This window comes from Paenibacillus sp. P13VS (assembly GCF_015143645.1).
Taxonomy (GTDB): domain Bacteria; phylum Bacillota; class Bacilli; order Paenibacillales; family Paenibacillaceae; genus Paenibacillus; species Paenibacillus xylanilyticus_A.
On sequence record NZ_WYEV01000001.1, the window covers coordinates 23736 to 46052 of the forward strand.

Consider the following 22317-nt stretch of genomic DNA (forward strand, 5'->3'; position numbering starts at 1 on the left):
TCTTGGAAGTTTAGAAATGGAAGAATGATAGGCCCAAACATGAGAGTGAATGTTGATAAGCATTCATATAGGAGGGTAATCACTTGCGTTAGCAGAAAGCTTGCCAGGGAGTGAATGAAACGTTCATTTGCGATTTGTGCGAGTAATGTGGGAATCTCTTTAAAATTACATGTAATAACCAAATTGCAATTTAAATGGATTTTTATGGAATAGTATATCGCCACCATTTGATATGTACAAGCACTTTTCTAGAAAAATATAGAAAATAAGACTTTTTAATGCTTTTATATGTCTGTTGTCTCTCTTAACTTGGTATCGTTTTTTTCACAATTGCGCACCATTGGTACCGTCATAGATTCAAATCATGTCTTTATGACTAAGACTTGCTGTGTAAGAGACAACTGAACTGCATAGCACACTCTCGACACAACGATTGGAATAACAAAAAGAACCGACAATGCTGCCGGCTCCATCCTTTGCTTAGTCCATTTCAATCTTGAATACAACAGGCGAGTCGCTCTTCACATCAGTTGTTGTGATCGTCAGCGCATCTGCTGTTCTTCCCCATTGCGGGCGTTCATCAAATCCCAAAATCTCAATATTTTTGATTATTCCTTGGAAGTGATGTGAATTCTCTTTCAAGGATCGAATACGAACCTCTCCGTTGTCCGGATAGACAAGAACCGTGGCGTATAGACTGCTGTCTTTTACTGTAAAACGAATATCTTCACTGGTAAACATCTTGGGTTCTCCGTCTGTGAATTGGCCTTCCTTCACTTCTGTCGGACCTTCGCCGTAAGTACGCCAGAAGGAAGTATCATAGATGGCCTCTCCGTTCACGCCGAGCCACTCCCCTATGGCTAACAGAATATCCCGGTCCTCCTCCGGTATGCTGCCATCCGCTTTGGGTCCAACATTGAGAAGCAGATTGCCGTTTTTGCTCACAATGTCGACCAGATCCCTGATGATTTCATTCGCTGTTTTGTAGTTGTTATTTTCCGTGTAGCACCAGGAGTTTTTGGCGACAGCCGTATCGGTTTGCCAGTAGTAGGGCTTGAGTTCGGCAAACTGCCCTCGTTCCACGTCGGGAACGGCACAGCCCAGCACAAACGCGTCATGTTTGTAGTTAATGACTACAGGAATTCCCCACTCTTCTCCTTTGTTATAGTAATATGCGCTGAATTTTTTCAGGTAGGGCTTGAAGGCTGCAGTCTGAATCCACCAATCAAAATAAAAGACTTGAGGCTGATATTGATCCACCAGCTCACAGCAGCGAACCAGCCAGTCTTCCAGAAACTCCTTGGAAGGAGGCGAGCCATACAGATCATGGTGATCCGGTTCAGGCATGGCAGGCCAGTAGAAATCTCCGCGTTTTAGGGGTTCCTGGATATCCGATTCGAATTCCTTCCCGTGGGACATGAAGAACCAGTGCTCTGCCCGGTGCGAGGAGACGCAAAATGTAAGATCCTGCTTCTCATAAGCGGTCTTCATCTCCCCGATAAGATCCCGTTTGGGTCCCATTTCAACTGTGTTATAGTGGGAAATGGAGCTTTTATACATTTGAAATCCGTCATGGTGCTCAGCGACAGGCATCACATATCTTGCTCCAGCCTTTTTGAATAATGTGGCCCATTCGTCTGCATCGAACTTTTCCGCACGGAACATGGGAATGAAATCCTTATATCCAAACTCCTTCGGGTGTCCATATACTTCAAGATGGTGTTCATGGGCTTTGGAACCCTGGATATACATATTACGTGAGTACCACTCACTATCATAAGCCGGAATGGAATACAATCCCCAGTGAATGAAAATGCCGAACTTGGCATTCCGGTACCAATCCGGGACCTGATACGCACGGAGTGACTTCCAGTCATCCTTGAATCGCCCTTCAGCAATGGTGGCTTCAATCTTTTGCAAATATTCGGTATGCTCCATCGTTTATTCTCATCCCTTTCGTTATCCTGTTCCCTTGTATTGTAGCGGTAGGTTGAAGGGATGGACATGCAGAACACTAACTTTTGGATGCACAATAATAACCTTGTAAGGAGATACACTCATGAATCATCAGACGCTGCTTACGAACTACCTGTCCAACCTGCAGGTGGAATTATACATGGTCAACTATAATCGGTGCGATAGCGACTGGCGTTATCTGGATTACACCCCCGACTACAGCAAATTCTATTGGATCAGCGAAGGAGAAGGATGGTTAAAGATTGGGGATCAGGAGTATTATCCTGTACCTGGACAGCTTTTTTTGATGCCAGAGGGGGTCACTCAATCCTATTCAGTCATTAGCGATCAGCCTTTTCTGAAGTATTGGTGTCATTTCAGCGCCAAGGTCGGAGGAATTAATTTATTTCAAATTATGAAGTTCCCTCACTTTTGCACCATAGAACGCCCTGAATTGGTCAATGAAATCTTCAATCAAATTCTTCTGTATGCGAGATCCGGTGAGGTATATGCTCACATGATGGCCAAAAGCAAACTGATGGAGCTGATATCCCACTATCTGATGAATCTGGATCTGGAACAGATCACGTATCTGAATATACCCGTCATGGAGAAAATGTCTGCCATCCTCGCCTATATCGATGCCCATATTGAAGAAAATATTACCGTTCAGGATCTGGCGCAGATCGCATATATGCATCCCAACTATTTCATTCGCTTCTTCAAGCAGCAGGTTGGCATACCGCCCATTCACTACATTACGGGTAAAAAAGTGGACAAAGCCAAGGAGCTGCTCAGCTGTACGCCGAACACCATTACCATGATCGCTGAACATCTCGGATTTCGGGATTTGTATTATTTTTCAAGGCTGTTCAAGAAACATACCGGGTTAACCCCGACAAATTTCCGCAAACAAACGACACGATTGGTAACATAATACTGGTTATGTATCTCTGTTTCTGAACATCAAAAGGAGTCCCCTGACTAAGGAACCCCGTGAGTTACAACAGCTAGTTATGAATTTCAATGATTCCTTGCCTGGATGATTTTCTTGATTTCTTTCAAATAGGCATATCCGTACTCTTCATCCGGTTCAAGGTATGCCCCTTCCGCCCACTCGTTCCAGGCGTTAACGAACATGAACTCACTTTTGTACCCATGTCGGCTCCGTTCCAGCTGTCTTGACAGATATACCCCAAATTTCTCCGGAGTCGAGCCGATGGTACTCTGCCCGTCTATGCCCCGACGGGGTGTATTATCCCAATTAACAAAAGCACCCGGGTAGATGATCTCCCCGTTTCGATGCGGTGATCTTTCCAGAATGGCAGACCATACCTTGTCGTAGTTCACCACAATATGCTTGTGACTGCCGATATTCAGCTCGATCCAAATTTCGTTTGTGTGACCATGGGCAAAGGTATAATGCGGCTCAAATTCCATGCTTGCATCAAACACCTGACTGGCGTAAGTCGGGAACCCGCCTATCGTTTCAACAAAATGAATACCCTCTAGCCCGTGCTTCACTGCGAGCTTGCGCCAGTACCGAATCATATCCTCACAACGGGGGATGCTGGCAGGCCGATAAATAAGGAACATGGGCTTGCCGTCTACCCGGATATACCGTTTGTCTTTAAATGCCCTCACCAAATATTCGAAATGGTCTTTCCAGTCATTCTCGTCTCCATAGTCCTGTGAAATGAGAACGTCCGATTCCTGACCATCCCATTTACGTGTCCAGGTTTCATTTGCCCACGACAGGCAAAACGGAAAATCAGGTTCCCCGGTTTGTATAATCTCATCAAACGGCTTTTCGAGCAGACGCTTGCCCTTAAACCAGTAGTGATAATAACAAAATCCGTATATTCCGTGATTCCTTGCAGTATCTGCCTGCCATTTGCGCACTGCAGGGTCGGTCAGATCATAGTAATACTCTTGTAACGGTTTCCTAGGCTGAACATGCCCGGAGTATAAGGGAACTGACTTTTTCACATTGGTCCATTCGGTGAAACCTTCTCCCCACCACCTGTCATTCTCGGCAATACGATGAAATTGAGGTAAATACAACGCAATAAGTTTCAATCGGGATTCCTCCATACGTCAGCCGGATTTATCGGAAGATGCGGTCCAGAAGCTGCAGGCTGCTCTGAAGATAGGAATGATTGTATTTGACATAAGCCATCGCCCTGGAAGCCGCCAGTCTTCGCTGATCCACCCGGTTCCAGTAGAAGTCAAACTTCTCTATGAGCTCCTCCTGCGAGTTATAGCTTTGGAACACGTCCGTATCCAGATTCCTATTCGTCGATATCGAATTCAGCTGAAACGTGCCGCAAGAGGCTACCTCCAACACGCTTCTAACCGGAGAGTTGTCCTGAATAATCATTTTGCTGCCATTGTATAACGCAGCCCGATCCTCATGAGCATGCACGGGGATAAACGATTCGAATCGCTTCCACCCTTTTCCCTCCACTCGAACCACTTTGCCGGATAACAACGCATGATTCGCCAAATCGACAAGGCTGCTGCCCGGCTGAGCATCTCCAATGATATAGACATCCGACTCATCTTGCGTGAGTACGGACTGCGGGTAATATACGTTTGGATCGGGCGGAAAAGGAACCTCATAACATCGTGCATTACTCATGCGTCCATAGGTTGGAACGTTCTCCGCTTTCTGTGTAAAGACATAGTCAAATATGGAAATGAATGATTCCGAATGTTTCACACCGGATAGGTCGGTTAACCATAATGCCTTTTTGACCGGTGAAGTCCTTAAGGCTTCCATGCTCTCCTCTGGCAGAATCTCTCCATCTTCCCCGCCCAGTACGAGAACCAAGTCTGTTTTGGAACGTTCCAAATAAGGTCCAACAGGCTGAATCGCCTTAATTTCATATATGCTTTTCACCAGATGCCTCAAACTCTGTTCCACGAGAATGGAAATGGAAGAGGATGCTCGATCATTACAAGGCGTAATGAAGAGAACATTCAATTGTTTGTAGACGACATCCGGAGGAACTTCCTTGGGTGGATGAATGACATCCTGTAGCGTTTGCATCAAATGCTGCTGCAGATCCGCCTGTTGGGCGGTCAGATGATGCTGAATTGACTTCAGTTTCCGATTCAACGTGGCATTCATCTGTTTTATCAACATTCGGTTGGGCAGTTCTGCAGAGAGCTTGTTTTTTTGAGATTTGACTTGCATCCGTCTCTTTTTAGTGATGACCGATCCCTCCCGTTTCATGCGGATTGACGCTCACTGCCTACAATATGCATGGAAGACTGGCTAGGTTTCTAGAGTTGTATTTTTAGGTGTTCAACCAGGAGTGAGTGGGAAATCTCCTCATAAATGTGCAAGAACCCCGTGTCCATCCGGTTCTTGTCCTCATAGAATATATCAAGACCAGATGGGAGTTGATATGTTTGCCAACATTTAATAGCATTCTCGTAACGGGAAGCCAGACCATCAATCAGGATCTGCAAGTGAATGGCAATGAAACGATCGGAGTAGACCTGCAGGTCAACGGAAGCCAGACCATTGCGAACAGCCTGCAGATTAACGATAGTGCATCCATTACGAATAATCTTGGTGTCGGCGGAGTGATCGAGGCAGGGGACAGTGTAAAAGCAGCTACCCAGCTCATGGCTCTGAATCAGCCAACGCTTCCTGCTGTCTTACCAGCTCTGCAGCAGCTGTTATATTATAATCCGGGCGTCCTGAATCAACCCGGCCTTGTCTTGACTGGAACGAGTGGGAATCAATATGTATTATTCGTCGATGATAGTGGAGGAACACCGAATCTGGCTATTCAGATGATATAAAAGGTATGCAAAAAGCCGGTACGCAGAGTAGTTTCTCTCTGCATATCGGCTTTTCTCTGTTCTTATGATGGATTAGGAATCAATATAGACCAGGCGCTTTGTGGCTCCATTGTCAGATTCAAAAGCTTATCGTTGCGTATGTTCAATCGGATATTTTCGGACACTTCTCCCTCATTGAAGAGCACTACGGCAATTGAACCATCCTTGTTACGGAAGGCAACGTTATTTATGGATTCTTGGCTGGAACTGGATTCAATGCGAACGGCCTGCGGGCGAATGATTGCGCTAAAATGAGCCAAAGCATAATAATCCAGCGTATACACAAGCTCACCTGTTTGCTGATTCACCTGCACGATTCCCCGGCAAGTACTGCGACCGAAGCCCGGAACCGTCGGCCCATTGTTTTCATCAAGCGCCATATTCCAAAGTACAAAAGACTTGCTGTAGTTGCGTAATATTTGAATTCCCGTTCGCATGACATTGGAGAAGGCTTGTTTGAACGGTGGAATCCATTCCCCTCCTGATCCTTCTGTAAAATGTACTTCCTTTCCAGCATACGCTTGATACACCTTTGTTTGTGCCGATGCTTCACCCCCGTACCAGTGCCAGGCAACACCGTCAACGTCCTCTCCCGCCTGCTCCAGCACGGTAAGTGGATAACCCGGTTCATCCCAGTTGTGATCATAACAGAGAATCTTGGTCTGAATGCCTTGGCTGACAAAGGCAGGTTTTAGATGATTCTTGATAAAATCGGCCTGTGCTTCCGCAGGCATCAGCATGCCTGGATAATGGCCCGGTTCATACAATGCCTCATTCTGCGGTGTCACTGCATGGACGGGCAGTCCATGTTCCCCGTACGCTTTGATGGTTTTGGCAAAATATTCGGCGTACACCGGATAATACTCATGCTTCAGTTGTCCCGTTATCATGGACCCACTTGTTTTCATCCAACCCGGAGCACTCCAGGGCGAAAGAAAGAGCTTCAGATCCGGATTTAATTCGATCGCCTTGCGGGTTAAGGGAATTACATCCTCCTCATCATGCGCAATACTGAAACGAACGAGATCCGGATCAGTTTCCCCTTCAGGCAGATCATTATAACTGTATACCGTTCTGGCATAATCCGAAGCGCCCATTGGATTGCGAATGACCGACAAGCCGATGCCATCCTGCGGGTGAAATAGCCTGATCATCAGCTTCTCCCTCTGTTCTTCACTCAATATCTGATGAATCAGATACGCTGACGAATCGGTAAATGAAGCTCCGAAACCATCCATCTCCTGAAAAGTATGCTGATCATCCAGCTTGACTTCAATTGGCTCCCGGTTCGATTGAAGCAAGTTCAATTGTTCTTCTGATACCGGCTTAAATAGTTCATGTTCTCCTGTTGATCGATAGATCTTGAATTGGCTCATCTGATCCCCTCCGGTTTTCTTTTATTGGATGCCTAATTTCTCCTTATTCTGTTTCATCTTCTCACTGCGAACCTTTACGATCTCATCCCAGCGATTTTCATCCAGGAATGCCTTGTAAGCGGCAAGTGCACCATCAAATGCAGCATCATCCTTCGCTCGAACCATGCTTACCAGTGTCGAATTCCATTTGGTGTTGATGGCTGACAAGGCACGTGCTTCCTGTGTTCCTTGATCCGGATTGATATTCTCCAGAATAAAATGAGGTTTCAGCTTGCCTTTGCCCCATTCCTGCATTTGTTTAATCGACTCCGGAAAAGCATCGGCACTTAACGCTTTGTGACGATCATGACCGAAGAACATGAATTCGCCCATGCGATAATCCTTTTTGAACTTATCCGCATTGTTGAGCTGCAGGTCCTTCACGGCTGGCAGTAATTCAACCGTACCGTCCGCTTGGGTCTCGTAGGTTTCACCTTCGATACCGTAGTTCATCAGCGTCTGCCCCTCCTCACTGAGCAGATACGTGAAGATCTGAATGGCTTTGGCCGGATCCTTGCTGTCCTTGGAAATAAAGTTGATCATCCAGCCCGTTATGCCGGATTGATTCAACGTTGGAGCATGGCCTTTGGTACTCTGTGGACCGTCAATTGCGATATACTCCTTGCCAGGGTTAGCACTCATATAAATTTGAAGATTGCCTCCTTGCTGTGGTGTGCCGTCCAGCAGCATCGTTGCATATTTTCCCGATTTCACTTTTTCCTCGAAGGCCGTACCGTCATCTGCAAAACTGTCATCACTGATATTGCCATCTCTGTATACGGTGTTCAGCGTTTTCAACCAAGTGAGGTAGTCTTCATCCAAATTACGATCATAAAACTCGCCGTTCTCGTTCTCCAGAGGTACACCGATGAAATCCTGCAGCGTATCTCCCAGCGAACCAGTACCTTCTCCGATGGCGTTAAATCCGAATGGGATCAACGTTGGAAACTTTTCTTTGATCTGCTTCATTACGCTCTGGAATTCTTCCGGTGTTCCAATGACTGGACTTCCCAGTGCCTCATAGACATCCTTACGGATGATAAATGCTGTTTTGGCCGGAATGTTACCGCTATCATAATCGGCTTGTGTATTGGAATAGTTCGGATATCCGTAGGTCTTGCCATCAGCCAGCTGGAACCAGTTAAGAGTATCTGCAGCAGCCACCTTGTTGAAATACGGATCATATTTCTCAGCCAGATCATTCAGCGGCAGCGCCCAGGTTGCAGCCTTCTGCACGACAGGAGAGTTAGAATCGAATACGGTCAGCAGGTCCGGCATCTCCCCACCGGCAAAAAAGGTATTTAGTTTCGTGTCATCCCCTGTAATGAATTTGATGTTGATGTTCAGATCCTCTTTGATTTTCTTCGTGACGATGTCTTTGCCAAAATCGGTATTCCACCAGTCCGCGTTAACGTACCAGGTTAGATCCGTTACCTCCTCTTTTTTGTCCAGCTGCCAAGCCGGCGTCTCTGGATCAACCGTGTATCGGTCTTCAATGGAAACCCAGTTCCCCTCACCGGAGCCACCTGCTCCTCCTCCGCATCCTGTAACCAACAATACTGCTGTCAGCAGGGCAGCACTCAGTTTAACCCCCGTCTGACCGATGGCCTTCTTCATGTTTAACATCGAGATTCCTCCTCAGAATGTAGTAAATGCCTTCACAGGCATTCAAAAACCTTTTTAGATCCAACTTGAGTTGGCAGAGTTGGCATTACTCTTTGACAGCTCCCAGCATCATTCCTGATATAAAATATCTCTGAAGGATGGGATAGATCAGCACGATGGGCAAAGTGGTAATGACGATCGTGGCGAGCTGCACACCTTTGGTCGTGGTTTCAATGACTGCAGAGCCTCCGATATTTTGCATGGATTGCGTCTGGGATTGCACAATAATCTCATATAACATCATCTGCAGTGGATATAATGACTGATCCGTAATGTACAACTTGGTTGTCATAAAATCATTCCATTGCCCCACTCCATTGAACAGCGCAATGGTAGCCATTGCCGGCATGGAGAGCGGGATGAAGATTTTGAGGAAGATATGCCAGTCTCCGGCACCATCGATTTTGGCTGACTCCTCCAGAGAATCCGGGACGTTCCGGAAGAAGTTCATCAGAATGACGACATCATAGAAACTAAACAGCGCCGGAATGATATACACCCAGAAGCTGTTGAGCAAGCCGAGTGATTTGATCAACAGGTATGTTGGAATCATCCCGCCCGAGAAGAACATCGTGATTACACCCATGGCAACATATAGCTTCCGGCCCCGTATGTATTTTTTGCTCAGGCCGTAGCCCACCATGGCACAGAAAAATACGTGAGTAACCACTCCAATCGTCGTTTTGGAAACCGAGATGAAGAAGGCTTGCCAAATGCTTGAATCATTAAATACAGCCCGGTAGTTCTCCAGCGAGAACTCCGGTGACCAGAAGATGAACCCGCCTTCCGCCAGCGCCCTGCCGGAACTAAAGGAAGAGATAACCACATTCCAGAGCGGGACCACAATAACAATGGTACATATGACCAGCAAAATAATATTCAGTGTATCAAAGATCCGGCTATCAAGATCTTCTTTTGCCACCTTTCCATTCACGCGTTACGCCTCCTTCTACAGCACAGATTGATTATCGTTCAGCTTGCTCGTGATCTTGTTTGCGGTAACCAGCAAAATGACGGACACAATCGAGACACCGAGTCCAACCGCTGTCGCATACGAAAAGTCACCCTGAGACATCCCCATACGATATACATAAGAGTTGATGACTTCTGCTTTTTCACGGTTTTGCGAGTTCATCAGAACCAGTGTCTGATCCAGGTTGGAGCCGAGTAAACCGCTTACCGTTAGAATCAGATTCAAGCTAATGATGGATCTCATGTTTGGAAGCGTAATGTTCCAGATTTGTCTAAGCCTGCTTGCACCATCAATTTTGGCAGCTTCATAGTACGTGGGGTCAATCTTCGACATAATGGCCAGATACAAGATGGTCCCCCAGCCAGCCTCTTTCCAAATATCCGATAATGTAGCAATCCACCAGTACTTTCCGGCATCCAGCAGGATGTTTTGCGGCTGCGAGATCAAGCCCAGACTGAGCAGGATCTGATTGAACAGCCCCGTCGTAGAAAACCAGGTGATAAGCATGCCGCCAAGTACGATCCAGGACAAAAAGTGCGGCAAATATGAAATCGTTTGCACAAATTTCTTGAACCGTCCACTGTTCAGCTCGTAGATCATGATCGCAAGAATAATGGGAATGACGAAGCCGATCCCCAATTTGAGAAAGCTGATGCCCAGCGTATTCACAACTGCATCCCAGAAATATTTATCCGACAGGATGATTCTAAAATTCTCCAAGCCTACCCACGGTGCGGTAGCGAGCGTATCAATGACCGTGTAATTCTTGAAAGCAATCGTTAGACCATAAATCGGAACGTAACAAAAAATGATCATAAAGATAATGCCCGGTATAATCATGGACTGAATTTCCCACTGTCTGCGATAGTCAATGAAGAACTCTTTAACCCGCTGTCCTAGCGGCTTTCTGTATTTAGGACCTGACCCAATTGGCGTATTCCCGGCTGCCTTCTCAACAGCTAATTTACTCACGTTCCATAGCTCCCCTCTGACTTTCCATAATCATAAAAACGTTTTTATTTTTGTGCATAAAAACCCCCATATTCTGCTTTCTTCATTTAAAAAAAGACCGAAATGATCCTACACAACTATGCTTCGATATCATTCCGGCCGATCTTTACGTGGCTTGAACCTCTGACGATGAGTTCACCCGATAATTTTTGAGCTGAACCTTGCTCTTCCTTCTTGATCATGCCAACCAATTGGTTAATGGCCAGTATTCCTTGCCTTGCAATCTGATTCCTTACTGTCGTGAGCGGCGGAGAAAAATACGGAGCGATATCAATATCGTCAAAACCCACCACGCTTACATCTTGAGGAACCTCATACCCTTCGGATTTTAATGCATGAATGCAGCCAACCGCACTCAGGTCATTCCCCGCGAGAAATGCATCGGGGCGCTTGCCTGGATGCAGGTGCAAAAAGGACTTAACGGCACTGTATGTGCTCTCTTCCTCAAAATAACCCTGAATGATATAGTCATCATCCACCGGAAGCTGATATTCACGCAAAGCTGCCAGATACCCGTCTCTACGCTGAACGCTGTCAAACATCGTATCCACACCGGAGATGTAAGCAATCTTCTTGTGTCCAAGTGAGATCAGGTACTTCGTTGCTTCATATGCTGCCACATACGAGTCGAATATGACACTTCCCATCGTTTCACTCTGATAGACACGGTCCAGGAAGACTGCCTTGATCTTGTCTTTTTGCATGGACAGAATATCCTGCTCATCAATTCGCAGTTCTTCATAAATAATGACACCATCCACACGGCGCCCCATGATATTGCTCATGATGACCTGCTTATCCTTGGTGACAAATACATTAAGCCCATAGCCAAGACGGTCACACTCGCGGGACATGGACTCAACCAGTTTGTAAAAATACGGGCCTGATACACTGGTCGTGAAGAAGCCCAGCATTTTGGTTTGTCCGGATTTTAACAGCTTGCCATTCAGATTGGGAACGTAATTTAACCGCTCAGCCACCTTCAGCACATGAGACTTGGTCTCCGGATTCAGTACGTCCACACCATTCAGCGCATTGGAAACGGTGGATATGGAAACGCCTGCTTCCCTTGCAACATCTTTGATCGTAATCTTAGCCATAATGATTAGTCCTTTGCTATAAAAACGTTTTTATATTGTTAAATTAGCATAAAACCGCTTTCAGCACAACAATTAAATTTTTTAATACTGAACTTTATGCTTTTTTTTATGCGTATGAGCTGTAAATCTGCTGCAATTGCTCAGCCAAACGATCCAGACGAACGAACCGATCCGCCCGCACCACTTCTTTCTGCTCCATCAGAACAAGCATCATCGGAACGGTGAAAATGAGGAACTTTGATGCCACCTCTTCCACCTGATTCGCATCGATGTGTCCCAGAGCAATCGACGGATAAGGCTGGAGCAGTTCTCTGATCTTGGGCAGCAAGGCATGACACACACTGCATTCCTGCCTGGAGACGTACAGAAAAGTCAGGTCATGCTGTTGGATAAACGAATCAACCATGTCCATGGATGTTAACTCATATATTTCTTTCATTGGCGCCTCCGTCTCAATTCAAAATAATATAGCAAGTATGAGTGTACCATGATTAAATGCACTTATAAAATGCACAATGAAGTGGATGATCTATTCATTACAGGCGAAGTTCAACTGAATCTAAAATTCCACTTTCCAAAATCATACAATATGGATTACACTGGATAAGTATAACCATCTTATATGAAATGAGGTTTATCTATGAAAAGAAAAAGCATGTTATTCCTCGCTGCCCTCTGTCTGTTCGCTTCATTCGCTGCTTCCGCCTCCGCTGCTTCGGTTGACAACGGATTCAGTCTACTGTCAGATCGTGAAACGGGTACAGTTAAATAAGCACTTCGTAACTTTTTAACAGATTTTCAAAACAAAGCTAACTTCTTAGTGATTACATATAACGTCGGCTTCATGATGGCACGAAAATGGACACAAACCTGTAGATTCATACGGATTTGTGTCCATTTTAATTTGTTGTCAATCTACCTTTGCGCCATAAGAACGCATAAACAATACAGCCTGTTCCGTATCTATACGTGCCCCTTTGACATCCAGGGATTTCAGATCAATGCCTTCCAGATTAGCTCCGCGCAGATCCGCTCCCATTAGCTTGGCCCTGCTCAGTGTTGCTCTGGTCATGTCACAATCTCTGAGATCTGCCTTCCCGAGATCCGTATCCGAAAAATCCGTTTCGTAGAAGCGAATGCCCCGCAGATCCTGTTTGACCAGCTTCGTGTGTCTCAGATTCGTATAGGACCAGTCCCCCTTGATAAGGGTAACGCCGTCCATCTGTGCTCCCGAGAAATCAGAGCCGGTCATTTTACAGGATGTAAATTTGGAGACAAAAAGGTTAGCTCCGCTAAATGTACAGTTCTCAAAAGCAGATTCCGTATGAAACGACCCGTTCATGCTCGCTCCTCTGAAATCGCATTCGATAAACCGGCAATTGCTCGTCTCGATCTCTTCCATGGAGGCATTCATAAAGGTACACTGCTTGAAAACACAGCGCATCAGTTCTCCGTATCTCAAGTCATGCCCGTCAAAATGCACTGCTTCATATTCCTGATCCTTATATTGGTACACGATTAAACCTCCTGCTTACATCTACATTCTATGAACTCAAACTTTTTATACTATACCATACCCCTGTCAAGTACCTGCCTAAGTGAACGTAAAAGTCAAGGGTTTTAATTTGTCACGATCAAGACAACAAAAAAAGGCGTCTCTTCTGCTACTGTGCTCTACAGTAGGCTGATCGCCCTTTTTCATCATGTGTTTAAAGTTTAATTCCAGTTTCTCTTCTTCAAATAAGACTCAAAAACAAAGGTTCCAAATGGCAGCAAACCCGCCACGACACCCTTGAACCAGCGTGCCGCCTTCCACCTCTTTACAACAGCCAAATGTACCAATGCAATAAGATAAAGTGGGAACAGTATCCCGTGAATCATGCCCATAATGGCCACCGGAGAAGAGATATCCGCCAAATATTTCAAAGGCATGGCAATAAGAACAAGCAAGAGCAAGGAAACACCTTCGCATATTCCTGCAATTTTGAATCGGCCAATCACAGTCTTCATCAGATTCCATCTCACCTTTCCAATCCTCGTTTGTGAATTATGTAACGTTCTCCACATTCAGTATAACGCATGGCTTGGAAGCAAAAATGGTTCAAATTTGAATAATTATTGAATCTGCGGGTGGGTTCTTATTATTATGAACGATTCACGTAATCTGAATGATGTTAGGCTCAAGCTCTTTTAAGGTTAACCACCGCATGCCTGCTTCAAAATGCTCCTGAAATGATTCATTTAAAATGACTTCCGGGAAAACAGGCATGAGCTGCTCCGCTTGATACGATTCCCAGCCCTGAATAAACGCCTCTGCTTCTACCTGACTTTGATAAATCACAACCCTGTCCGGTGCGAGGATCGCATTTACGGTATGAATGATTCGATATACCGTTTCAGCAAATACGTTTGACTCCATTGGACTGTACCAATCGATCTCCAAGGGAAGAAATTTAATTTCCCCAGCCATGCCGTTCTTGCCTTTAACGACTTTGCCATTAAGGTAAATGCCCATGCCCGGAGGATAATGGGTCGGGAAGTAAATTCCAATCACGCTATTTCCCTCATCCAGTTCCTGCTGGGAACAATAACCGCTAACTGCAGCATTCACGTCGTTTTCCACCATGACTGGCAGTCCAAACCTTGCTTCAATCTCTTCAGCCATACGGAAACCCTTCAGCTGCTGATGACTGCTTACCGTGATCTCTCCGTTCACCGTTTGCCCGGGAATCCCGATACCAATGCCTTTGATGGAAGGATGCTCAGCGAGGATAGGTTCAATGATTCCGAGAAATTGTGTTTGGTCAAATTCAGGCAGGGTATGTTCTTCTTTCAGCAAAATGGTATTCTCCAAATTGATGACGGTTGCCGTAATGACATCCTGTCCTTGCTTGTCATTCATATAGATCACCAGGGCCAGACTGAAATCATAATTGTAGCGATAAGTTAGCGCGGGCCTCCCCCCGTTGGATGGAATTGTCTCATCCTCGTACAGCTCCCCAAGCTCGCACAATTCCTTAACCAGTGAATTCACCGTAACCACACTCAATTTGGTCAACGACGCAAGTTGTGGCTTGGTTGCTGTCTCCACCTGTTTCATGACTTGGCGCACGTTGTTTATATTAATCTCTTTCATCAAATTAGCGTTTGCTATTTTCATAAGCGTTCCAGCCTCCAAATTTCGAACGTCAATGTAATCACTATACAATATCTTGAAAGTGATTAAAAACGGCTGCTATAAAAACGAATCATTGGCATGACACTCATTCTGCGTTGTTCAGGTTTACGAATTTTAAAAAGAGCACACCATCTACCCTGATTCGATAGACTGATGCACTCTTTTTGTATCATTCTTATGCAGGGGCCTGTACCGATTGTTCCTTGCGACTAATTGAATATATGGCCGAGACCAAGCCCAGAAGAATCAGAATCGAACCAACCCAGCCGTTATACATAATAGTGGAATGATCAATCACCATCCCGCCAACATACGTGCCAAGGGCAATCCCTGCGTGGGCAATTCCCGAATTGGTGCTGATCAGTGATTCCGCTGCTTCTGGAGATGTTTTGATAATCAGACTATTCTGCACTGGCGTAACCGTCCAGCTCAAGGCACTCCAGATGCTCATCAGGATGAGGAATGCAATTAAAGGCAGTTCAACACTGAATGGGATCACAGCCATGCTTACAATGAAAGGAATTAACACTATGACGATGGCTTTTGCCGGATGCAGGCGGTCCGATAATACGCCCCCAAGTCCCCCACCGGCAACAGCCGCGATGCCAAACATCATGTAGATAAAGGTAACCATAGTCGAACTTGCACCGATCGTTTCCTGGAGAAATGGTGTGAAATACGCATATAACGTCAAATGACCCGCCAGCACCAATAAGGTGGTCGCATGAATCGCTAACATCCTCGGATTCCACAGTGCAGCAAACTGACGCTTCAGAGAGACGACAGGCACCGGCTGAACCCGCTGCATGACAAGACCAATGGCTACCATGACAATGGCAGTCAAAATGGCAATAAAAATAAAGACTTCACGCCATCCGGCCAGATTACCAACAAATATTCCGAGCGGCACACCGAGAATGAGTGATGCACTGCCACCCATCGTAATGATCCCTACCGCACGTCCTTTGTACTGCGGCTCCACAATGCGAGCAGCAAGTGTCAGGGACAATACAAAAATGAGTGAGCCTGTCGCAGCCCCGAGTGCCCTGCCTGCCATCAGCATATAAAAGTTGGCACTGAAAGCGGAAATAAGATTGCTGACCAGGAAGATCAGCAGGGTGTACATGTATACCTTTTTACGTTCAAATCTGGCCGTTACGTTTAACAGAATCGGTGCAGATATGGCATATACCAACGAAAAGATGGATATTAAATAACCGGCCTTCGCCAGAGTCAAATGAAGATCTGCAGCAATCAGATCGAGAATACCACCCAAAATGAGTTCCACGGTTCCAACCACAAATGCCGCAATCGCAAGCAAATATACTTTTTTATTCATTTCATGAATCCTCCTCAAAAGTTACAACTACGATAGTAACCTAATGAGAGTGAAAATTCAATAAAAAAAACTATTCCATAAAAGAATAGCTTTCTAATAAATCAACCGGGCCAGCAGCTTGGATATTTCTTCGTCCTGCAGCAGTTGATCTCCATATTTTTTGGTGATTTGAGTGAGGGCAATATCATGATAAAAATAATCCGTCATCGCTTTGACAATCGGCTTGGACGTCGTCTTAATCGCTTTCCAGGAGTCATTTTCAATGCCTGCGAACAGCAGATAGGCATGGTCTACAATCAGCAGCTGCAATGGTTCCAGCTTGTCCAGCATGGGAATTAAAGCGTACTTGTTCGTTAAGGATGTCTCTAATCCTCCCACTGACAATACCTCAACATGCACACCTTGCTGTTCCTTTTGTTCCAAGAGCGTACGGTAGTTCTCCATCTTCTCATTCCAAGCTAGAAACAGAATGGATGAATCGGCCTCTGCCATAAGCTGCTCAATATTGGAACCAATCGATGTTTCATCCTTCAATGTCCAAATATGCTCATCCGTAAACGTTCGTTTGATTTTATAGGTGTTCAATTCCTCAATGTCCTTCTCAAAATCCGCCTTGATCTTCAAAATAACGGACTGGAGATCCACGGCCGTATACAATTTTTTCTTGCCATGCATGGTAGTTAATACAATTCCTTTATCAATAAGCCGGTTTAATACTTCGTAAATTTTGGCTTTGGGCACATTGGAGTGATTGACGATGGATGATGCATCGAGTGGTTCCTGTTGAGCGAAGATTGCCTCGTAAACCTGACTTTCGTATTGCGTAAAACCGAATTTCTGCAACATGTTTGGACCCGCGCTCCTTCTGGTTATGTTTCCTTCTGTTTGTTTTAGTTTAGACATCGTACTACTCCTTGTCCAGTTTCATATAACGGACTTCGGGTGGTTATATTAAGATCCGGGTACACATTTTGATTATAAAGGAGCTGGATCGTCCATGGAAAGCACCCATGAATTTGTGCAAAAGGTAAATGAGAACGCCGAGAAGGCCCGTCATAACAAGAACAATGGTAAAGGAACACCCAGCGACAAGCTGCCAACCAAACAGCACGGAACCAAAAAGTAAGTTGACTGGCTGAATTGCAGTCATTCCGACGAAGCTTCCTTCGTAATCATTGTTCCCGCAAGAGAAAGGATCTCGCGTTAGAGGTCCTTTCCCTTTCCTTCCTCTCTATCAAACCGACTTCACTATTAAGCTTTCTTACTTGGTAAACGCCTGTTTATATCGCATGGAGTAGTTCGTCCAGCACATCCTATCACTACCTTTCATTTAATATAGCGAACCTATTATTAATAGAAAAGAGATGATACGATGGCTTGTCGAACTTGTGCAAAAGCACCACGTCAACCTGATCTCGTGTTAATCTATTGGTCCAGAAACCCGCTTGTACCGGGATCTGCTCGAAGAATCCAAAGTGTTCGTGTGATTGGAGACACATCACCATGCACATTCTCCCTGGTACCCGGTGCTCTGTTAATCAATGCTCTAAACTGTCTGCTGGATCATGACATCGGTTTTAAAGTCGTATACCGTAAAAACACATCGGCGATCTCCGGGGTTATATTGCTGAAACGCAAATAAGAAACGAAGCCATCCCTTTCTTTCAACTCCACATGGAACACACTATAGTTCCAGTATATTCAAAGGATATTCGTGCACCAAAAGTGCCACAATACAAATTCAATTGTACCGTGGCACTTCTTGTTTATTTATTGGCATTAATGACTTCATTGACTTCCTGAGTAATCTGATCTCCGCCAAGTGAAACTACAAATCCAGAATCAAGACATTGACTGAATGAGCCGGTAACTGGAGAACCACGGATTCACCGTCAAGACGAATCTCCTGTTCCTGTGGAACCACCTTCTCATCATTCTTTTGGTTCACATTCGGAACATGAACCAATGATTGATCTCCGCTAAGTGTGATCAACCGTGCTGCAGATTTCACATTCAGATCCTCAAGATGGACGTGTGTGGCTTTGTCCACGCTATCGGCATTCACCAGTTTTACATATACATGCTGCTGATCTCTCGTAACGGAATGGAACACCTCACGATTATATGCTTCGAGCTTATAATCCAGTACTTTACTGGTTGTATGTCCGTCCGTATAGGAGCAGATCAAGTTCTTCCCTGTATCGCCGCCATAATTGACAATGATCGTATAATCGGTACCGCTCTCCAGCGGTTCATCATTCGCAGCTCTCAGGTTACCCGCTGCTGAACTTGAAGAATAATCACCGAGCGTATATCCTTCGATACCTTGTTTGTACACTTTCACTCCCGTTGCATCACCACCGTAACCAATCGCATATTCAATGACATCCTTTTTGTCAGATGAAATATCCGTAAGTCCCACACCAACATAGAAACCGTCATCACCCGCCAAGCGCTTGGTTTCCACCTGCACCTTGTAATTTGTCCATTCTTCATTCAGAAGATATATCCCGTTCAGGCCGCTGGTTTGCGCCTTCAGCACAAGTCCGTTTCCAGCTTCAAGTGTATATCCGTTCGAACCAGGAATCAGACCCCACGCCTCACTCAGCTCCGTCTGCTCCCTGAAATCTTCACTCAACAGCACGCCGCCATCCTGATTGGATGTGACCGTAACCCGTTTCACGACGATGTCTGCATTACCTGCTGCAATCTCAATCCCTCCGTGAGGGATGAGTTCCACCTGTTTTCCATTGCTGTACGTCTTAAACGAAGTGCCAATCACTTGATCTCCAACGTATTTCGCAAAAAGGTGCTGAACGTAGTAGTTCGGGGTATACCATACCGTTTCATCGTCAAACCAGATGCAGTCCGGTGTCCAGCGATAGGTTCCATCCGTCAGCACTTTATTGAACAATGGCGCGTAGGCAGCCAAACGAACGACATCCGCATTGTTTTCGAAGCCCGTCATCATCGCTGCTTCTGCAACGGCACCCGCCAGTGTATTTTTGTCCGTGGATGCGTACTCCCCTACAAAGACCTTGGAAGTCTCTTTCCAGTTGATTTGCCCATCTTCATGATAAGCCCGATGGTAGTAGTTATAACGATCCACGTTATTCAGCAAGTAATCATTGGACCGATAATAGTGTTCGTCTGCAATGGTATCCATGTAATCATCCTGCTTCTCGTACCAGGTTACCGTTTCTTCAATGACCTTCTGTCCATCGGCAAACGCTACTTGGGCCGAACCTGTAAGGTTACCGCTCAGGAACTTCCAGCCTTGTTGGTATGCATCATCGTCCGCTTGTGCACCAACGGTTGAAATAATATGCAGCTCATGATCCGGATAGTTTAGCTTCATATAATCATCAATGGATGCTTTGAACACTTCAAAGTTGGCGAAAAATTCGGTTCCCCAGTTCTCGTTGCCTACACCAAGGTAGCGCAGATCGAACGGCTTAGGGTGTCCCATCTGGCTTCGTATTGCCGCCCATTCGTTATGTTCAATATCTGTACTCAGGGCAAAATCGATCAAATCCGTGAAGTTTTTGATGTAATATTCTCTTAATGCACCGCCAGCCGGATGTGCATAATCCGAACGTGCCTGACACAGAACTCCACAGGCCATAACGGGAACCGGAGCAGCATTCAAATCTTCCGCGAGCTGGAAGTACTCCATGTACCCAAGACCCATCGTCATCATGTAACCCCAGACATTGTAGTTCTCTTTGCGCTGCTCAACCGGACCAACGGAATCCTTCCAGTCATACACATTATCCCATATGAAGGACCCCTCCGAGATGCAACCTCCCGGAAAGCGCAGAAACTTGGGATGCATATCAACGAGAGCCTGAACCAGATCCTTCCTCAGTCGATAGTTCGGATTCCCCTTGTAGTTGGCATGTGCTGATGTGGATATGCCTGTTTCTTCAGGAACTGCACCCCATACGTCCCGTGGGATCAGAGACACCATATCGATGGAAATGTCTCCTTCAAACGTAAGCACGAGCTGTCCAAGTGCTGTCTCTGTTCCGGTAAGAACAAGAGCCTGATTACTCGTATCTGAATCCACGCTGACTGCACCATACTTTTTCCAGGTACCTCCTCCATCTACATGAACCTTGACAGAATCACTGATTGCAGTTTCCGAGCCATCCTGCAGTTGTATGGTGATCGTACCGCCCGAATCTGCCTTTGCCCAGATGGTGAAGACGTACTGCTCCCCTTTTTTGATGGACATGGCACAATGCTGATTGGTATCGGAAAAACCGCGATTTCGTATTGTTGCTCCATCCTGAACCGTCACATAGTAGGCATTTGCATCCGGGTCTTCGAGTTTGAAGTGTTCATTCAATCCACCTTCGTGATGCACATTCATTTTGCTCGTTTCGCCAGACCAGGCGAACAACGGATCCCGGTTCCTCCCTGTCGAACACCCGCATTCACCGGAGGTATGTGAGTATGTATCAAATGCAAAAGATTCAAATGAACGGTTCTGAACCAGCTCGGCATAGATTCCCCCATCCGCTGCATTGTTAATATCCTCGTAAAACAAACCGTACATGACCTCACTAATATCAGCGACTTGCTGATCCCCGTGGATGGTTATGGTATAAGGCGGCAGATCCTCCGGCAATACGGATACGTCAAAACGTTTGCTCAGCGTGCTTTCACCTTTCCTCAAAATTGCATTCAGGCTTGCTTCCTGTGCCGAAGTAATGGGTTGTACTTCTCCATCATGCGACAGCACTTCAGGACGATTGGACTGCCAGTGGACCTTCACTTTACCACCTAGCAAGTCAGCAGGCAGCGAAATGTTCTTCGTAATGATTCGGGTCGGAAATGACAAATATTTGTCTCCTGCCAACGCAACAATCTCTTCATCGGTTAATGATTCACACATGACTTCGATGACTTCATCCATGGTTAATCCGGCCTGATATATCCGAAAATCAGACAGGGATCCGGCAAAATCCACATCGGCTGCATACTGAGAGCGACCAATGTAATTCTGGCTGTAATTGGCCGAATCCGTGAAGGAATCGAACCATCTGCGCAGCTTCGCATAATTACCACTGGACGTCTGACTGATGGACCCATCCGCTATTTTCTCTCCATTCACATAAATGATCGGGCCAGCACTGCTAAGCGTACCTCCATGAGTACCAGCTACCGACAAAGCGATATGCATCCATTCCCCCGTTGCAAATCCTCGGCCCGGATCCACAACCAAATCCCCATCTGCAGACATCGTTCCTCTCAGTTGTCTTGTCAAAAACAGATTGGGGCCCTGTTCTCCTTTTCCAAAGTCGAAAATGCGTTCCCACACATTGGATCCCTTGTTCAGGTGCACCCACGCTGCCACAGTGATGCCTGTTTTATCGCTTACATGTTGAAATAGATCTGAAGGTAACTGAAGATACGACGTTCCATTGTTCCCCCCTGCAAAAGCAGCCGCATTCCTTCCGCTCACTTTCGCCACCGACGGTACGGAAAGACCTGCAGCAATGCCATCCTTGCCTTGGCCCGAGTAATCCTTACCAATGTTGCCCGCATCCTCAAACTTATAGTGTGCAATGATATGATCCTGATAACTACTCATCGTTATGCCTCCTATGTAGAATATCAATTATTCATAAATATATGAATCATTAATAAAAGTATAAATTTATTATATACTCGTTATAGTACTCATTTCGAATTGGTTTTTCAACATAAAACTTCTAATCGGTGTTAAATCCAAAATAAATTCAAACTTTAACTGTTCGTTTTGCTTTTTTTAATTCGTTTGAACAACATGGTTTACAAAAATATAAATTAATTGATAT

Annotated in this window: 20 protein-coding genes; 5 read left to right on the forward strand and 15 right to left on the reverse strand. The window is 45.6% G+C overall.

What is annotated here, in order from left to right:
- Positions 1-480 precede the first annotated feature (480 nt).
- The gene (locus GUA98_RS00095) at positions 481-1938 is read right to left on the reverse strand and encodes an alpha-L-fucosidase (RefSeq protein WP_193721683.1); all 1458 of its coding nucleotides are present in this window, start codon (positions 1936-1938) and stop codon (positions 481-483) included.
- Between the two features lie 121 nt (positions 1939-2059).
- Here GUA98_RS00095 and GUA98_RS00100 point away from each other — a divergent pair, with 121 nt between their 5' ends.
- Positions 2060-2893, forward strand: coding sequence for an AraC family transcriptional regulator (locus tag GUA98_RS00100; RefSeq protein WP_193721684.1), 834 nt, complete (start codon positions 2060-2062; stop codon positions 2891-2893).
- Positions 2894-2979: 86 nt separating this feature from the next.
- Here GUA98_RS00100 and GUA98_RS00105 read toward each other — a convergent pair whose 3' ends face one another.
- A complete protein-coding gene (locus GUA98_RS00105) occupies positions 2980-4035 on the reverse strand; it encodes a glycoside hydrolase family 99-like domain-containing protein (RefSeq protein ID WP_193721685.1) in 1056 nt (351 codons plus the stop codon).
- A gap of 28 nt (positions 4036-4063) precedes the next feature.
- A complete protein-coding gene (locus tag GUA98_RS00110) occupies positions 4064-5155 on the reverse strand; it encodes a glycosyltransferase (RefSeq protein ID WP_227779315.1) in 1092 nt (363 codons plus the stop codon).
- A gap of 218 nt (positions 5156-5373) precedes the next feature.
- Between GUA98_RS00110 and GUA98_RS00115 the strand changes: the two genes are divergently transcribed.
- Positions 5374-5772: a hypothetical protein gene (locus GUA98_RS00115; RefSeq protein ID WP_193721687.1), complete on the forward strand. Its 399-nt coding sequence runs from the start codon at positions 5374-5376 to the stop codon at positions 5770-5772.
- A 62-nt stretch (positions 5773-5834) separates the two neighbouring features.
- Here GUA98_RS00115 and GUA98_RS00120 read toward each other — a convergent pair whose 3' ends face one another.
- The 6 genes from GUA98_RS00120 to GUA98_RS00145 all read right to left on the reverse strand — a co-directional run bounded on the left by GUA98_RS00120 (position 5835) and on the right by GUA98_RS00145 (position 12414).
- Positions 5835-7187 carry a glycoside hydrolase family 30 protein gene (locus GUA98_RS00120; protein ID WP_193721688.1) on the reverse strand — a complete coding sequence of 451 codons (1353 nt, stop codon included), beginning with the start codon at positions 7185-7187 and terminating at the stop codon, positions 5835-5837.
- Between the two features lie 21 nt (positions 7188-7208).
- On the reverse strand, positions 7209-8852 hold the full coding sequence (locus tag GUA98_RS00125) for an extracellular solute-binding protein (protein ID WP_193721689.1): 1644 nt from the start codon (positions 8850-8852) through the stop codon (positions 7209-7211).
- Positions 8853-8937: 85 nt separating this feature from the next.
- Positions 8938-9825, reverse strand: coding sequence for a carbohydrate ABC transporter permease (locus GUA98_RS00130; protein ID WP_095287395.1), 888 nt, complete (start codon positions 9823-9825; stop codon positions 8938-8940).
- 15 nt (positions 9826-9840) lie between these two features.
- Entirely contained in the window at positions 9841-10836 is a 996-nt protein-coding gene (locus GUA98_RS00135) for an ABC transporter permease (protein ID WP_321573816.1), read from the reverse strand.
- A gap of 116 nt (positions 10837-10952) precedes the next feature.
- Entirely contained in the window at positions 10953-11975 is a 1023-nt protein-coding gene (locus GUA98_RS00140) for a LacI family DNA-binding transcriptional regulator (protein WP_193721690.1), read from the reverse strand.
- A 106-nt stretch (positions 11976-12081) separates the two neighbouring features.
- Entirely contained in the window at positions 12082-12414 is a 333-nt protein-coding gene (locus tag GUA98_RS00145) for a thioredoxin family protein (protein ID WP_193721691.1), read from the reverse strand.
- Between the two features lie 201 nt (positions 12415-12615).
- Here GUA98_RS00145 and GUA98_RS29905 point away from each other — a divergent pair, with 201 nt between their 5' ends.
- Positions 12616-12747, forward strand: a complete 132-nt coding sequence (locus GUA98_RS29905; protein WP_260504145.1) for a hypothetical protein — start codon at positions 12616-12618, stop codon at positions 12745-12747.
- A 138-nt stretch (positions 12748-12885) separates the two neighbouring features.
- Here the strand turns inward: GUA98_RS29905 and GUA98_RS00150 are convergent, their stop codons facing one another.
- The 5 genes from GUA98_RS00150 to GUA98_RS00170 all read right to left on the reverse strand — a co-directional run bounded on the left by GUA98_RS00150 (position 12886) and on the right by GUA98_RS00170 (position 17338).
- Positions 12886-13491, reverse strand: coding sequence for a pentapeptide repeat-containing protein (locus GUA98_RS00150; protein ID WP_193721692.1), 606 nt, complete (start codon positions 13489-13491; stop codon positions 12886-12888).
- A gap of 200 nt (positions 13492-13691) precedes the next feature.
- Positions 13692-13985 (reverse strand): DUF3817 domain-containing protein, encoded by a 294-nt coding sequence (locus GUA98_RS00155; protein WP_193721693.1) that lies wholly within the window; start codon positions 13983-13985, stop codon positions 13692-13694.
- A gap of 145 nt (positions 13986-14130) precedes the next feature.
- Positions 14131-15135: an ROK family protein gene (locus GUA98_RS00160; RefSeq protein ID WP_193721694.1), complete on the reverse strand. Its 1005-nt coding sequence runs from the start codon at positions 15133-15135 to the stop codon at positions 14131-14133.
- 193 nt (positions 15136-15328) lie between these two features.
- A complete protein-coding gene (locus GUA98_RS00165; protein ID WP_193721695.1) occupies positions 15329-16492 on the reverse strand; it encodes an MFS transporter in 1164 nt (387 codons plus the stop codon).
- 93 nt (positions 16493-16585) lie between these two features.
- Positions 16586-17338, reverse strand: coding sequence for a TrmB family transcriptional regulator (locus tag GUA98_RS00170; RefSeq protein WP_193721807.1), 753 nt, complete (start codon positions 17336-17338; stop codon positions 16586-16588).
- Between the two features lie 151 nt (positions 17339-17489).
- Between GUA98_RS00170 and GUA98_RS00175 the strand changes: the two genes are divergently transcribed.
- Together GUA98_RS00175 and GUA98_RS00180 are read left to right on the forward strand one after the other, a co-directional pair.
- Complete coding sequence (locus GUA98_RS00175; RefSeq protein ID WP_095358309.1) at positions 17490-17618, forward strand: DUF4023 family protein; 129 nt, start codon at positions 17490-17492, stop codon at positions 17616-17618.
- Between the two features lie 246 nt (positions 17619-17864).
- Positions 17865-18134, forward strand: a complete 270-nt coding sequence (locus GUA98_RS00180; protein WP_193721696.1) for a hypothetical protein — start codon at positions 17865-17867, stop codon at positions 18132-18134.
- Between the two features lie 186 nt (positions 18135-18320).
- Here GUA98_RS00180 and GUA98_RS00185 read toward each other — a convergent pair whose 3' ends face one another.
- Positions 18321-22091, reverse strand: coding sequence for an alpha-L-arabinofuranosidase C-terminal domain-containing protein (locus GUA98_RS00185; RefSeq protein WP_193721697.1), 3771 nt, complete (start codon positions 22089-22091; stop codon positions 18321-18323).
- Positions 22092-22317: the final 226 nt, after the last annotated feature.